This is a genomic window from Paenibacillus sp. JQZ6Y-1, from assembly GCF_040719145.1.
Taxonomy (GTDB): domain Bacteria; phylum Bacillota; class Bacilli; order Paenibacillales; family Paenibacillaceae; genus Saccharibacillus; species Saccharibacillus kandeliae.
The window spans coordinates 673980-689245 of record NZ_JBFDUZ010000001.1; the positions used below are offsets into that span (position 1 = coordinate 673980).

A 15266-nucleotide genomic window follows, 5' to 3' on the forward strand; every position below is an offset into this window, starting at 1 on the left:
CATTACAGAACTCATACGTACACAGTATGATGATCTGTAATGATTTCATACCGGAAGGAGTTACGAAGAGGCGTGAAGGACTACGTGGATCCATTGCTGGCGCACCCGGTCGGGATGATGATCGGTTATTTTTCCGTGGCTGTGCTGCAATTAATTGTATTTTTATGGTGTTTTGAATTAGTAACCAAATATAAATGCTGGGACGAAATCAAGCGTGGCAATGTGTCCGTAGCGATGGCAACCGGCGGTAAAATTTTCGGTATTTGCAATGTGATGCGCTTTTCTATTGAAGCGCACAGCTCGGTCTACGGAAGTCTGGGCTGGTCGCTTGTCGGCTTTTTGCTGCTGATGGTTGCCTACTTCTTGTTTGAATTTTTGACCCCGGTATTTAATATTGATAAAGAAATTGCATCGGACAACCGAGCGATTGGATTGATCTCAATGATTATCTCTATATCGCTATCGTATGTCATCGGCGCGTCCATTCTTTAAATTTGACTTTGCATCACGAAAGGGACGAAATTATGGATACAACAGTATGCCCATGGTGTCACAGCGAGATCGTATGGGACCCGGAATTTGGACCTGAGGAGTATTGCCCGCACTGTGGCAATGAATTACAGGGCTATCGCACGCTAAATATTGAATTGGATGAGGAAGACGAGCAACCATCCCAATATGCAGCGGAAGAGGCGTACAATGAGAACGTCATCGGCAAAGAGCAGGCGGCGAATACGCCAATTGGCAACCGCGCAGCGACATTGCTGGATGAGGCGGAATTGTTCCAGCAGCCGAATCTGTCTTCACTCAAAACGATTGAGCAGTACGGTGATGAGAACTTCAAAATGGTCGATTATGAGGAAAAAGTCGAGCAATTGCTGGACAGTCAGGAAGAGATTCCGCAATGCCCGCATTGTCAGGAATATATGCTGCTGGCGGGTAGTCAGGAAATGGGAGCATCCGGCTTCCAACCGAATCCCGCAGCTGATGGCAAGCTGTCCTTCTTGAAAATGCCGTATACCGTTAACGTATACGTTTGCCCAAGCTGTTTCCATGTGCATCAGAGCTTGGATGAAGCAGGTCGTTTGCATATGATCGATACCTTGTCTCGCTCTACAGAGCAGAACGGTTAATCCAATAGGAAAAAAGCCCAGCGATTTCTGAATGAATGTCAGAAGTCGCTGGGCTTTTTCTATCTATATGCGATATACGTGCGATGAATCATGGTCTATATAGAGTTCATTGTATTAGGATGCTGGAACGTCAGGCGTTACCGCTGGCGATGGCTTGGAGGTACGTGTCAGACTGAATAGCTCCAATTCAGGACGTGTTACACCAGACAGCTCGTCTGCCAGCAGCATTGCAGCGATTGTGCTGTATACCGTACCATTGCCACCATAACCTTCGACAAAATAGCAATGCGGATAATCAGGATGCTTGCCCATATACGGTAAGCCGTCACGACTTGAGCCAAATGGAGCTGCCCATGCTGATTCAATCGACAGTGGACCGATATTTGGGAACAACTCCTGCACCGATTCCAGTAGGCGCTGTGCTTGATTGATTCGGCGTACTTCCATATCTTCAATCTCAGTCAGTGGCTCGTCGAGACCACCAGCAATAATACGGTTATCTGCGGTTGTACGGATATACAAATACGGACGTGCCGTTTCCCAGATCATGCTCTGCTTGTACCAGCCATCCCAGCTGCTCACGGGATTGGTAGCAATCGCATACGTATTCATCAGGAATGCGCCGCGTTCTTTCTTTTTCTCCTGCGTTTCGTAGCCTGTGGAATACACGACTTGTTTGGAGCGAATATGATGATCACCGATGTAGCTGATCACTTCATTGGTGCCATATTCCTGATGCGTAATCTCTGCATGTTCAAACACACGAACACCATTCTGATGCGCATCCATCATCAGCGCATGCACCAGTCGATATGGGTTCACTTCTGCATCGCCATGTGTGTACACGCCTGCCGGACGACGGAAGGAGAAATGTTCAGCAATCTTGTCTTCATCCCAATATTCAGCGGCAAAGCCATGTTTGGATAACGTTTCGTATTCCTCTATGACTGTCTCCACATCGCTCTCATCACTGGCAAAATACAGGCTGCTGCGTGGGATCAGTTGAGCATCCAGCGGCAATTGTGGAGCCGTATGCAGCAAATATTCCATTGCATCACGGCACAGACGATAAAATAGTACGCCGTTATGTTCGCCAAATGTATTGATGCAGGCGGTCAGTGTTTTGTCATTCGTATATTGAAGCAATCCGGTATTGGCAATGGAGCTACCGCGACCGACTTGCCTCTTCTCAGCAACAATTGTCCGCAGACCACGCTTGGCAAACTCATGTGCACACAGCGCGCCGCCCATACCGCCACCGATAATGAGTACATCACACTCTAGATTTTCAGTCAGCTGCTCGTAAGTTGGTGGGTTCGTTAGGGTATGCCCCCACATCGTATCTCTGGTGTGCAAATCCATTGTTTTTCGCTCCTTTGATTCGGATCATGTGCATCTTGCTCTTTCTGCAAGAGAAAGCCATTCTATCTAACCAATGACATGCAATCTGTTATGGCACAATATAATCTGTCTTAGCATTAAGTAACCGGAACAGGTGTATAATGAAGCAGAACCAATATACATAGGAAGGAAAGCAGCGCCGATTGCTGTAAAACCACCTTCAGGGCTTGGCAGGAATGTTGGATTCGTGTAATATTTTTAATATTAACTTTTGCACTTGGAGGCTATATCGTTATGAAGGAACTTAGCGAGCTGAAGCTGCAGATCCTCGATCTGCTCAAAGAAGATGCACGACGTACCCCGCAGCTCATATCGACCCTGCTTGGTATTGAAGAACCGGAAGTCAAACAGGCGATTCAGGAACTGGAAGATGATCATGTGATCGTTAAGTACGCAACCGTCGTAAATTGGAGCAAAGTGGACGAAGAAACGGTAACTGCACTGATCGAAGTACAGATTACACCCGAGCGCGGACGCGGATTTGAAGGCATTGCCGAGCGCATCTATCTGTATCCACAGGTAAAATCAGTCTATCTGATGTCCGGCGCATATGATCTGCTGGTAGAAGTGGAAGGTCACAATCTAAAAGAAGTCGCGAGCTTCGTTTCCGAACGTCTGTCTCCGATTGAATCGGTATTGTCCACCAAAACGCACTTTATTCTTAAAAAATACAAACAGGACGGAATTGTTTTTGAAGATCGCGAAGATGATCGCCGCCTGATTATTTCTCCGTAAAGGAAGGCGAATAGCATGATGGTTAATGGAGGACAGACAGCCGAAGGGCAGAAGTCAATGGAGTCGTACTTAGCTCCGCTCGTGCGCGGTATTCAGCCTTCCGGTATCCGCAAATTTTTCGATCTGGTGAGCGCGAGCAAGGATATTATTACATTAGGTGTCGGCGAACCTGATTTCACTACACCATGGCATGTGCGCGAAGCGTGCGTGTATTCATTAGAACGTGGATATACTCGCTACACATCCAACTCCGGTATGCCGGAATTGCGTGAAGCGATTGCTGGTTATTTGGAAACGGAATTCAAAACATCGTATGATCCCGCAAATGAGATTATCGTTACAGTGGGTGGTAGTGAAGCGATTGATTTGGCGCTTCGTGCCTTGATTGCGCCGGGTGACGAGATTCTTATTCCTGAGCCGTGTTACATTTCGTATTCGCCGATTACAGCTATCGGTGGCGGTGTTCCGGTCGGAATTGAAACAGTCGCTGAGAACAATTTCAAGCTGACCGCAGAGGCGTTGGAAAAAAGTATTACCCCGCGCTCCAAAATTCTGATTCTCTGTTACCCAAGCAATCCAACAGGCGCGATTATGACTTATGAAGATTGGCTGCCGATTGCACAGGTGGTTGAGAAGCATGATCTGATCGTCATTTCCGATGAAATCTATGCTGAATTGACGTATGGTACCAAGCACGTCAGCTTTGCTTCGATTCCGGGTATGCAGGATCGTACGATTCTCGTAAGTGGATTTTCCAAAGCATTCGCGATGACCGGCTGGCGTATGGGTTATGCGTGTGGACATCCTGATCTGATCTCGGCCATGCTCAAAATTCACCAATACACGGTGATGTGTGCGCCGGTTATGGGACAGGTTGCTGCATTGGAAGCACTGACAAACGGCTTGGAGGAAAAAGACAAAATGGTCGAATCCTACAACCGTCGTCGTCGCCTGATCGTGGATGGATTCCGCAGTATCGGTTTAGAGTGTCATGAGCCGCAAGGCGCATTTTATGCGTTCCCAAGTATTCAGGCAACAGGGCTGACTTCGGAGGAATTCGCGCAGCAATTACTTGTTGAAGGACGCGTAGCTGCCGTGCCGGGTAATGTGTTCGGATTAGGCGGCGAAGGCTTTATCCGCTGCTCCTATGCCACATCCGTTGCCCAATTGAGCGAAGCACTTGAGCGGATTGGATCATTTGTTAATAAAATAAAATAATTTCCATTAATGTAATTTGTCACAGAATATTTCTAATTTACCCTCTTTAACAAATTTCTGCTTCCATTTCGTTAGACCTGTGCTATAATAGGTCTTCGGAAGCAGGAATTTGTTATGTAGAAGGAGGGAATTACTTGTATTGTGCTGAATATCCGGTACCGATGTACCGTGGAATGCTACTATCAGAGAATAAGGCAATCTGGCCGCAACAACCGGATGACTCCAGACAACTAATTTCTCTGGAAGATGAGATTCATATGCTTCGTACCCGCATGGAGCAGATGTTTTTGGAACGACAATCGTTTACAGCGGAAGAGGTATTAGAAATTAGTATGCTGCTAGACATTAAGATTAACGAGTACATGCACTACAAAAGCAAACGGCACCGTTTATAAAGAAGCAGTCGAACGTGTATCATTGCATCATATATAATAACAAGCTTGACTATTTGCGATATCATACATAGCGTTACAGCGGTACGATGAATGCGTCAGACGGCATGCAATGCCGAGAGTAGTCGGCAGTGGAACAGTGAAGACCTCGTGCGAGGTCTTCTTTTTTTGCGTGTGGAAGCTGTGGTATGATGGGAGATAGTTAAGTTGAAGGGGGAACACCGGTGAAGGCATGGGTGAGAACGATCGGCTTTGTGCTGGGGGTTAGCTTGGTTGTGCTGCTATCAGCATGTGGTGGCGATAAGCAGGAGAACGATCCGAACCAGATCAAAGTATTCATCATGGGAACTGAAGGGTTTCCGCAGGAATATGCAGACAAGATCAAGCAGAATTTGCAGCAAAAGCTAGGCAAGGATTTGACCGTAACTGTCAGCACTACGCCGGTGTATTCGGCGGAGAAGCTTGTGCTGGAATATGTAGATCGTACCGACGATATTATTATTTTGCCGGAAAATGATATGAAAGCCTATGCCGTCAATGGAGGTCATATGGTGTTGGATAATGACTTCAGTGCTGCTACGTACAAGTCCGGTGTGACCAAGGGAGCAGCCAATGAAAATGATACCGAGCCGACCAAGCAAAAGGAGCATCTGTTTGCGATTTCGGTAAGCCAAATGTCTGCCTTCAAGGACATCGGTTATACACGTGACGATCTGTATGCGACCATTCCGATCTTTGCCAATCATGAACAGGCAGTGAAGGTGTTAAAAGCACTGACCGATTGATGGGTGAAGCAAGCAATATAACTTGGAAGAGCAAACCGTACAGATATAAGATATACGCTGATGGGATAGAAATAGGTTGGATAAAATAGAAACGGAATGAATACTGCATAGCATGTTGCAATACGCTTATACAAGGTTACCGAAGCCGCACGCCTATCGGATGAGCAGAGAAGTCGTATCCGAACAGGTTTGCGGCTTCGGTGTGCAGAAATGATCAGAGGGAGGGATAGTCATGGGAATCTATACACGAACCGGTGATGAAGGGCGAACATCAGTCATCGGTGGTCGAGTGAGTAAGGACGATATTCGGGTTGAGGCATATGGTACCATCGACGAGCTGAATAGCTTTGTCGGGCAGGCGGTAGCACTGGCGCAGGTTGAGCAGTATACGGATTTGCAGGAGGATTTGCTGCTGATTCAACAGGAGCTGTTTGATTGCGGCTCTGATCTGGCATTTGTTAGCTTGCAGGAGAGTCGTTATAAGGTACACGACGAGATGGCAGAACGGCTAGAGCAGTGGATGGATGAGTATGAGCAGGAGAATCCGCAGCTGGAACGTTTTATTTTGCCAGGTGGCACGCCGCTTGCGGCAGCACTCCATGTGTGTCGTACCGTTTGTCGTCGTGCTGAACGCCGTACGGTAACGCTGGGCGCGGAGCATGAGATCAATCCGGCAGTACGACGGTATTTGAACCGATTGTCGGATTATTTCTTCGTTATCGCTCGTACCGCTAATGTGCGTGCCGATGTGCCGGACATAGAATACATGCGCAGCCAAAACGTATTTCGGCGCGATTCTGATACCAAGTAACAAGATTGGTAGAGGGAATAGGGAAAGGACTGTCGATTGTAATGATAAATGAGGATCAAAACCGCTATACCCACCCAGATGCTGCTGATTATTATGCTCCTATTCAGTATACGGTTGAAGCGCAGGATGAAGGCATGCTGCTGAAAACGATATTGAATCGCCGGATGGGTATTTCCCGCAAGCTGCTGTCTCGGCTGAAAATGACACAGCGTGGTGTAGAGCTGAACGGTCAGCGAGTCTATGTGGATGAAAAGGTCAAAGGCGGCGATGTTGTACATGTGCGCATGTTGCGTGAAAGCTCGGACGATATTTTGCCGCAGCCGATGGAGCTGGATATTTTGTTTGAAGATGAGCATCTGCTCATTTTGAATAAAAGATCTGGCGTGATCGTGCATCCGACGCATGGGCATTATACCGATACGTTGGCAAACGGTGTGGTGCATTACTGGCAGCAGCAGGGCGTGCAGTACCGTTTCCGTCCAGTGCATCGACTGGATCAGGATACGTCAGGCGTATTAGCCGTCGCCAAAAATCCGTATGTACATCAGCATATCTCCGAGCAAATGATTGCGGGTACGGTGTTCAAATCGTATCGTGCCTATGTGCATCATTTGCCGTCACCGACTGCTGGCAGAATAGAAGGAGCGATCGACCGCGACCCAGAGCAGCCGCATGTACGCATCGTTACACCGGATGGGTATGCAGCGGCGACCCGATATAGCACGGTACAATCATATTTTGATACAGATGCTGCACTGGTGTCGCTAGAGCTGGAAACGGGACGTACGCATCAAATTCGTGTGCATATGAAGCATATCGGCTGTCCGCTGATTGGAGATAAAATGTACGGCTATGCTGCACCAGATGGTTCGTTGGAAGCTGTGGCGACCAAGGATCAGCAAGCGGCACAGCAGATTGCACGGCTAGATGAGCTGGTTGGTCGCCAGGCGCTGCATGCGTATGAGCTGGGATTTGTGCATCCAGCGACAGGTGAGCAGGTGCTGTTTCAAGCACCTTTGCCGGAAGATCTAGCACTGCTGGACGCTGAATTGAATCGTACAGAGAAGCAATGAGTCGTTTAGTGATATTGAATTTTTTTAAAGGAGTCGGATACCGATGAGCAAATTAACCGTTTACCAATACCCGCAATGTAGCACATGCCGCAATGCAATCAAATGGCTGAAAGAGCAGGGACATGAACTGAATCTCATTCATATCGTCGAATCACCACCGACCGCTGAGCAACTACGTGAACTGGTGGAGCATAGCGATGTAGAATTGAAAAAGTTCTTCAACACCAGCGGCGAAGTGTACAAAAGTCTCGGTCTAAAAGACAAGCTGCCTACGATGAGCCCTGAGGAGCAACTAGAGCTGCTATCGCAAAACGGCAAGCTGATCAAGCGTCCCATCGTAACAGATGGTGATCGCGTGACCGTTGGCTTCAAAGCAGACATGTATGATCAGGCGTGGAAGGCATAATTGCACAATATCCACAGGCACACTAATATTCCACGGCAATCTCAAGCTAGCTTAGCATGGCAGATGTAGCTTCCTATCATCGGTTATGATAAACTCCTCCATAATAATACGGAGGAGTTTTTGCTATGTCCTATACCGATTCCCATTTATCACCGCAATATGAGTTGCAAGCCGCTACACTTGATGATGCTCATTGGATTGCTGAATTACGCGCAATCGTATTAAAGGAAGATTTAACTCGCTTGGAGCGTTATGACGAAGTACGTGTGCGACAGCGGTTTTTAAACGCTTTTCAACCGGACTATACGCAGCGGATTGTTATGGATGCACAGTTGGTTGGCTGTGTCGCGCTGCGCCCAGATTCAGATGGTGGATATGTGCTGGAGCACTTTTATATTCATCCCGATCAGCAGGGCAAAGGCATCGGCAGTGCGATACTGACACATATCTTATCTCAACCAGAGCTACACGGACAGTCGATTACGCTCAATGTCTTACAAGGAAGCCCGGCACGTCGATTATATGAACGCCACGGTTTCCGAATGGTAGAGCAGGATGAAGTAGATGTATGGATGCAACGTAGTATAGAATCATGATCGCACCGAGTTATACGTATGTCTTGAAAACATAATAAATCTGCTCTATACACATAACCATTCAGGCTCTCTGTTTCGCGCAGGGAGTCTTTTTGCTACGCCACTTATCCATCAAATAAGAAAACGCTATGAACAGTTGTACAGCTTTGAACAAATTCGGTATGATAGAGTCAAACTGGTTTTACACGTATAAGGGAGAATGGAACATTGACACAATTACAACCACAAAAAATAATGCTGGTGGACGGCATGGCACTGCTGTTTCGGGCATATTATGCTACTGCCCAGAGCGGCTATATCCGCCGTACCAAAGCTGGTATTCCGACGAATGCAATCTACGGGTTTGTCCGTTACCTTTGGGATGCGGTTAGCCTGTATCAACCGACGCATATCGCCTGCTGCTGGGATTTGGGGACACAGACGTTCCGCCGCGAGGAGTTTGCTGCATACAAAGGCAATCGCACAGCTGCACCGGATGATCTCATTCCACAATTTGATCTGATTTTAGAAGTGACCGATAGTATGGGCATTCCCAATCTAAGCGCACCGGGCTATGAAGCGGATGACTGTATCGGTACCCTCTCGCGTGAGCTGGAGCAGGGCATGGAAGTGATGATTCTGACTGGTGACCACGATATGCTGCAACTGGTCGATCACCGCACCAGCGTTATCATTATGAAAAAAGGCTATGGCAATTACAAAGTCTATACGCCGGAATCGCTGATGGAAGAAAAAGGGCTAACTGCTGCACAGATCATTGATCTGAAGGCATTCATGGGCGATACGAGCGACAATTATCCGGGCGTAAAAGGAATTGGCGAGAAGACAGCAACCAAGCTGGTACAGGAATATCAGTCGGTCGAGGGCATTCTAGACAATCTGGAACACCTCAGCCCATCGGTTCGCAAAAAGATCGAAGCTGATCTCGATATGCTGCATCTGTCCCGCCGTCTTGCAACCATCCATCGCGAAGTACCTGTGCTATGCACGCTGGATGAATGCTTGCTGCTGCTGGAAGACCATAAAATCATCGACAAATTTGAGGAACTGGAAATCAAAAGTCTCTGTTCCATGCTAGGAGTGGGCGTATTTGACTAAGGAATCTTCATCGTCTCGTTGGAAGGTTCGTTTGCCAGCAATGCTGTTCACTGCTGCTCTGCTGATTGGCATAACGGCTGTACCAAGTAAGGAGCCTGCACAGGCAGCGGGCAGCAGCATTCGATATGCCAAAGTTAACGTACAGGCAGCTGGATGGAACTTCGCTGTACAAACCGTCAGTATTCCTAAAGGCACAGCAACCGCAGTTGGTCTAGCCGACCGTCAGGTGGGGCATACCGCCTCGCTATCGTCGATTGCCAGCGCATACGGTGCCAAAGCGGCGATTAACGGTGCTTTTTTTGAAGCGTATAGTGGCCCGCCTGATCCGTATGGCACATTGATTTCAGGTGGACGGTTGATGCACATTGGTCGATATGGCACGACGATTGGCTTTACTGCTAATGGCACTGCTATGATGGATACACTGCGTATGGAAGTGACAGGTCAGGTTACGCCACAGAGCGGACGCTCCAGCGGCTGGTACGCCGTCTGGTTTAACCGCACGCCAGCATCTACTTCCAGCACTTCGATTGTATACACACCGGATCGTGGCAAAACGACCGGCTTTCAGGGTGGTGTCGCAGTTACTGTACGTAATGGCAAAGTCACTGCCAAGAGCAGCAACACCAATACGTCCATCCCATCAGACGGATATGTAATCGTCTTTACTGGAACGATGAAATCCAGTGCAGATCGCTTTGTAAAAGGAGCGACCGTCAGCATGAACACAACGTATACGGACATCAATGGCAAATCCATCGATTGGTCTCAGGTTGTGACGGCTGTTGGTGCTGGACCTCGTCTAGTGAAAGATGGTAGTATCGCACTCAACGCGGCAGCCGAAGGTTTTCAGGACCCGAAAATCCTCACTGCATCTGGCGCACGTAGCGGCATCGCTATCATGGCAGATGGCTCGGTGATGATCGCAACCGTGCCTGGCGCAACGATGAAGCAATGGGCGGCAGTCATGCAAAAGCTTGGTGCCAAACAGGCGATGAATCTGGATGGCGGCGCATCCTCCGGTATGTATGTTAACGGCAAAACTGTCACATCCGCTGGACGCGCGCTCAGCAATACACTGATCTTTGGCGGTAATCGTTCCTAACTCTTGTTGAACCATCATGTAACGGCTTGCATCATTGTAGGCAAGGGCAGTTGGTCGGTATCGACATCTGCCCGACACATTGTCGCGCTATGATGATAAGCCTGCACATGTTTATATTGAATCATCCATAAGGATGCTGCAAAGGAGACGCATAATTCATGAGAAAACTTGGAGCAATTGAGGCAGGCGGTACCAAATTTGTATGCGGAATCGGAACGGAAGACGGACAGATTCTGGAACGTGCGAGTTTTCCGACCGAAACACCGGAGATTACGATGAAAAACGTCGTAGCGTTTTTTGAAGGCAAAGGCATTGAAGCACTTGGTATTGGTTCATTCGGACCGATTGACCCGATTGTGGGCAGTCCGACATACGGATACATAACAACAACACCCAAGCCACACTGGGGGCAATTCAATCTTGTTGGACATTTGAAGCAGCATTTCGACATACCGATGAGTTTTGATACCGATGTGAACGGTGCGGCATTAGGCGAATACACATGGGGTGCCGCGCGCGGACTGGATAGCTGTATGTACATTACAGTAGGTACGGGCATTGGTGCAGGCGCTGTCGTCGATGGCAAGATGCTGCACGGTCTGTCTCACCCCGAAATGGGGCATATTCTGGTACGACGTCATCCTGAGGACACGTTTGAAGGATTCTGTCCGTATCATGGCGACTGTCTGGAAGGCATGGCGGCTGGTCCAGCGATTGAGAAGCGCTGGAATATCAAAGGCTCTGACCTGACACCGGATCATCCAGCATGGGAAATGGAAGCCTACTACCTTGCCCAAGCATTGATGAGTTATGTGCTGATTCTGTCTCCGCAAAAGATCATTATGGGCGGCGGTGTAATGAAGCAGGAGCAGCTGTTCCCGCTCATCCGCACCAAGCTGGTTGAATTGCTGAACGGCTATGTGCAGCACCCAAGTTTGTCAGAACATCTGGACCAGTATATCGTCTATCCTGAGCTGGGAGACAACGCTGGATTATGCGGAGCGATCGCACTGGCGAAACTGGCACTGAACGGAGAGGAAGGTGCAACGATTGGCTAACCCCAAATCGAATAAGAAAAAAGTAAATCCTGAGGTCAAGCGTCAACAGCAGCAGGCATACAAGGAAAAAGAACGTCTGCGTCAGCGTAAAACGATGCGCAATCTGATCATCGGAACCGTCGCTGTCATTGCTGTCGTCGTGCTGCTCATCGTCTTCATTCCGAATAACAACAACGATACAACGTCCGGCACACCAGCGAGCTTTGACTATACGCAATTGCCAGTCAAGGGCGATGCAAATGCTCCGGTCAAAATTGTGGAATTCGGCGATTTCAAATGCCCGGTCTGTAAAATGTACAACGAGCAAATCGTACCACAGATCCAAAAGGACTTTATCGACAACGGTACAGTAGCCCTGCATTTTGCCAACTTCCCGTTTATCGGTGAAGATTCCACTACTGCTGCACTGGCGGCAGAATCCGTATATCATCAGAAGAACGACGCATTCTGGACCTATCTGGATGCCATTTACACGAATCAAAAGGACGAAAATACGAACTGGGCAACCGCGGACTATCTCGTTCAGCTGGCGGAACAAGCCAAGCTGGGCATTGATACGACCAAGCTTCGTCAGGACATTGATAACAAAACGTATGCCGATCAGGTAGAGGCACAATATAAGAAGGGGCAGGAGCTGAATATTCAGGGAACGCCATCCATCTTTATTAACGGTGTACAATATACAGGCGATCTTGGCGATTATAATGCGCTGAAGCAAGCGATTGAGAAAGCGCAGCAGCAAGCCGCAGCCACGACGGGAACAGGAGGCTGACGGATATGCAGATCAGTGGCTTTAAGCTATTTTTGTCACGGTATTATCTGTATCTCGCATGGATCGTCGCCATCGTCGCAACAGGCGGCAGTCTATTTCTAAGTGACGTATTAAAATGGGAGCCATGCAAGCTATGCTGGTTCCAGCGCATCTTCATGTACCCGCAGGTGATCCTGCTCGGTATCGCCGCCTACCGCAGCGACCGCCGCATCGTCGGCTACGTCCTGCCCATGAGCATCATCGGCGGTCTGATTGCCATCTATCACTATGCCAAACAGCATATCCCAGCACTCGACCGCATCGCCCCATGTACTTCAGGCGTGCCATGTAACAAAGATTATTTTGAATATCTGGGCTTCATTACCATTCCGTTTCTTGCTCTAGTTGCTTTTGCTTTGATTGCGCTGCTTCTCTGGCGCGGTAGTCGTGCATATGACGAAGTAGAGGCAGCAGAAGAGGCAGAGTAAATGCAGAGTTGAAGATCCATATCACGTATACTCATGCAAACGGATAGACAGCATACGTACAGAAAAATGATGTGGCAAAATAGTTGTAGTAAACGGACTCTTCGATCATTGAACAACCAAATTAGAGAAAAACACATTAGACTCTATAAGATGAACACGTTGCGAGACGTGATCTTGTAGGGTCTTTTGCTACATATAAACAGAAATATGCATTGTTATAAGGTATACGACAATTTGCAAACCGTAGCGTTCTCACAAGATTTCACTCATTTTGAGATGAGGTGTAGAAGCGTAATGTATACCGGAAAATGACCTGATTTTATAAAATGTAAATTTTTTTCGGAATATATGTTGCCAACCACATATATTTAGTTTATATTTATGTTGCCGGCAACATTAATTAATTTAAAAATTGAATCCCCAACGAAAAAGGAGACTATTATCATGACTGAAAATAAAATGAACGCTATTTTGATCGACCGCTATGGAGATGCCAATGTTCTGGAATTGCGCGAAACGGATCGTCCTCACCCCCAAGAAAATGAAGTGCTCGTTCGTATCGTTTATGCTTCGATGATCCCGCTGGATTGGAAAATTCGCAACGGCTGGTTGGAGCAGGTGTTCCCAATCACATTTCCATATACTCCGGGCTTTTACGCTTCGGGTATCGTCGAAACGGTAGGTTCACAAGTGAACGATCTGAAACCGGGCGACCGAGTTTTTGGAGACCTTCGCAGCTCGTATGCTCAGTATGCGATTGCTGAACCGCAAGCATTGGTGAAACTACCTGACTCCATTTCGTTACAAGATGCCGCCGCGATCAAAGCCGGAGCCGATTCCGCTTGGAAAGCATTGTTCTTGGAAGGTGATCTGCAAAGTGGACAAACGGTTCTTATTCACGCTGCTGCTGGCGGTGTCGGTCAATTCGCCGTACAGCTTGCCAAATGGAAAGGCGCAAAGGTTATCGGAACCGCTTCGGCAGACAACCTTGATTTCGTCAAATCGCTTGGTGCGGATCAAGTGATCGATTATCGCAGTGAAGATTTTGCCTCGATCGTGCATGATGTTGATCTGGTTATCGATACCGTTGGCGGAGATACCGAACAACGTTCCTGGGGCGTGCTGAAGCAGGGTGGTATTCTTGTATCGCTTGTCGGCGATCCAGATGCCGAACAGGCAGCAGTTCACGGCGTGACAGCGAAATTCAATACCGTTTTTGCCGCTCGTGAGCACTTGCTTCAGATTGTCGATCTCATCGCCGACGGTACGCTGAAAGTGGAAACAGGACGCGTATATCCACTGAGCCAAGCCGGAGAAGCACAGCATTTCAGTGAACAGCGCCGTGGACGTGGACGGGTTCTACTGAACGCGGAAGCCTGATTCTGTTTTCGTACTGGAATGGCTTCCATACAGATTGTATGATAGAAGAAGCTATGCTTTTCATACGAAGAAGAATGCTTGGATACAGGATGCCATCTGGATTGCGTATTCGGCAGAAATGAGGACACTATCATGAATAACGAATCATCTCACGCTGCTTCATCTTCTCAATATCACGATCAACATAATCAGGATACCCACGGTGATCCTGTAGATTCTTCTCCATCACCGACTCGCGAATTTAGTGCGGGCGATCAATATCCGGTCAGCTTTGCCATCTTTGCTGCTGGACGTTCCCACAAAGGATTAGCTGCTCAAATGTTGCGCGAAATCGGTTTATTCCCCGGACAAGAAATTCTATTGTTCCAACTGTGGGATAAAGATAGCCAGTCGCAAAACAGTCTGGGACGAGCGCTGCGACTGGATCATTCCACTGTCGCCAAATCCGTCAAAAGATTGGAAGAAGCCGGACTCGTCTCACGTTCGCGTTCGCCGCAAGACGGCAGAGTCACGCTAGTATCACTGACCGATGCTGGACGAGCATTACAGCATCAGGTAACCGAAGTGTGGCACCGCATGGAAGAAGCGACAACAGCAGGATTTACAGACGAAGAACTGACGATATTAACCAAATTGGCACTGAAAGTAGCAGCGAATTTGGATACACAGCTAAAGTAAAAAAGCTACCGCGAATCCCATACACAAAAAAATAGCCAACAGACCGTTTCTTCATAGAGCGGTATGTTGGCTGTTTTCCTTATGTATTCTGTTACATATTAGCTTTTCACCTTGGCATAGATACAAGTATCCGTCCAACAAAGCCCATCCGCAGACAA

At 48.0% G+C, this 15266-nt stretch carries 18 protein-coding genes; 17 read left to right on the forward strand and 1 reads right to left on the reverse strand.

What is annotated here, in order from left to right:
• The first annotated feature begins 39 nt into the window (after positions 1-39).
• Both ABXR35_RS03025 and ABXR35_RS03030 read left to right on the forward strand, forming a co-directional pair.
• Positions 40-492, forward strand: a complete 453-nt coding sequence (locus ABXR35_RS03025; RefSeq protein WP_367055237.1) for a DUF350 domain-containing protein — start codon at positions 40-42, stop codon at positions 490-492.
• Between the two features lie 32 nt (positions 493-524).
• Complete coding sequence (locus tag ABXR35_RS03030; RefSeq protein ID WP_367055239.1) at positions 525-1133, forward strand: hypothetical protein; 609 nt, start codon at positions 525-527, stop codon at positions 1131-1133.
• Between the two features lie 114 nt (positions 1134-1247).
• Here the strand turns inward: ABXR35_RS03030 and ABXR35_RS03035 are convergent, their stop codons facing one another.
• Positions 1248-2495 carry an NAD(P)/FAD-dependent oxidoreductase gene (locus ABXR35_RS03035; protein ID WP_367055242.1) on the reverse strand — a complete coding sequence of 416 codons (1248 nt, stop codon included), beginning with the start codon at positions 2493-2495 and terminating at the stop codon, positions 1248-1250.
• A gap of 273 nt (positions 2496-2768) precedes the next feature.
• Here ABXR35_RS03035 and ABXR35_RS03040 point away from each other — a divergent pair, with 273 nt between their 5' ends.
• From ABXR35_RS03040 to ABXR35_RS03110, 15 genes are all read left to right on the forward strand, one after another.
• On the forward strand, positions 2769-3269 hold the full coding sequence (locus tag ABXR35_RS03040; RefSeq protein WP_367055245.1) for an Lrp/AsnC family transcriptional regulator: 501 nt from the start codon (positions 2769-2771) through the stop codon (positions 3267-3269).
• Positions 3270-3284: 15 nt separating this feature from the next.
• Positions 3285-4487 carry an aminotransferase class I/II-fold pyridoxal phosphate-dependent enzyme gene (locus ABXR35_RS03045; protein WP_367055247.1) on the forward strand — a complete coding sequence of 401 codons (1203 nt, stop codon included), beginning with the start codon at positions 3285-3287 and terminating at the stop codon, positions 4485-4487.
• Positions 4488-4621: 134 nt separating this feature from the next.
• Positions 4622-4882, forward strand: a complete 261-nt coding sequence (locus ABXR35_RS03050) for an aspartyl-phosphate phosphatase Spo0E family protein (protein WP_436669317.1) — start codon at positions 4622-4624, stop codon at positions 4880-4882.
• Positions 4883-5103: 221 nt separating this feature from the next.
• The gene (locus ABXR35_RS03055) at positions 5104-5664 is read left to right on the forward strand and encodes a hypothetical protein (protein WP_367055250.1); all 561 of its coding nucleotides are present in this window, start codon (positions 5104-5106) and stop codon (positions 5662-5664) included.
• Positions 5665-5896: 232 nt separating this feature from the next.
• Positions 5897-6475 carry a cob(I)yrinic acid a,c-diamide adenosyltransferase gene (locus tag ABXR35_RS03060; protein ID WP_367055252.1) on the forward strand — a complete coding sequence of 193 codons (579 nt, stop codon included), beginning with the start codon at positions 5897-5899 and terminating at the stop codon, positions 6473-6475.
• A gap of 41 nt (positions 6476-6516) precedes the next feature.
• Positions 6517-7548 (forward strand): RluA family pseudouridine synthase, encoded by a 1032-nt coding sequence (locus tag ABXR35_RS03065; RefSeq protein ID WP_367055255.1) that lies wholly within the window; start codon positions 6517-6519, stop codon positions 7546-7548.
• A 43-nt stretch (positions 7549-7591) separates the two neighbouring features.
• Positions 7592-7954 carry an arsenate reductase family protein gene (locus tag ABXR35_RS03070; RefSeq protein ID WP_367055258.1) on the forward strand — a complete coding sequence of 121 codons (363 nt, stop codon included), beginning with the start codon at positions 7592-7594 and terminating at the stop codon, positions 7952-7954.
• Between the two features lie 125 nt (positions 7955-8079).
• Positions 8080-8550: a GNAT family N-acetyltransferase gene (locus tag ABXR35_RS03075; protein ID WP_367055260.1), complete on the forward strand. Its 471-nt coding sequence runs from the start codon at positions 8080-8082 to the stop codon at positions 8548-8550.
• A 207-nt stretch (positions 8551-8757) separates the two neighbouring features.
• Complete coding sequence (locus tag ABXR35_RS03080) at positions 8758-9648, forward strand: 5'-3' exonuclease (RefSeq protein ID WP_367055263.1); 891 nt, start codon at positions 8758-8760, stop codon at positions 9646-9648.
• Complete coding sequence (locus tag ABXR35_RS03085; RefSeq protein ID WP_367055265.1) at positions 9641-10753, forward strand: phosphodiester glycosidase family protein; 1113 nt, start codon at positions 9641-9643, stop codon at positions 10751-10753. Before ABXR35_RS03080 ends, ABXR35_RS03085 begins: the two co-directional genes overlap by 8 nt.
• A gap of 158 nt (positions 10754-10911) precedes the next feature.
• Positions 10912-11811 (forward strand): ROK family protein, encoded by a 900-nt coding sequence (locus tag ABXR35_RS03090; RefSeq protein WP_367055268.1) that lies wholly within the window; start codon positions 10912-10914, stop codon positions 11809-11811.
• Positions 11795-12583, forward strand: a complete 789-nt coding sequence (locus ABXR35_RS03095; protein ID WP_367055270.1) for a DsbA family protein — start codon at positions 11795-11797, stop codon at positions 12581-12583. Before ABXR35_RS03090 ends, ABXR35_RS03095 begins: the two co-directional genes overlap by 17 nt.
• A gap of 5 nt (positions 12584-12588) precedes the next feature.
• Positions 12589-13050 carry a disulfide oxidoreductase gene (locus tag ABXR35_RS03100; RefSeq protein ID WP_367055273.1) on the forward strand — a complete coding sequence of 154 codons (462 nt, stop codon included), beginning with the start codon at positions 12589-12591 and terminating at the stop codon, positions 13048-13050.
• A gap of 444 nt (positions 13051-13494) precedes the next feature.
• On the forward strand, positions 13495-14430 hold the full coding sequence (locus ABXR35_RS03105) for an NADP-dependent oxidoreductase (RefSeq protein ID WP_367055276.1): 936 nt from the start codon (positions 13495-13497) through the stop codon (positions 14428-14430).
• 132 nt (positions 14431-14562) lie between these two features.
• Positions 14563-15108, forward strand: a complete 546-nt coding sequence (locus ABXR35_RS03110; RefSeq protein ID WP_367055279.1) for a MarR family winged helix-turn-helix transcriptional regulator — start codon at positions 14563-14565, stop codon at positions 15106-15108.
• Positions 15109-15266: the final 158 nt, after the last annotated feature.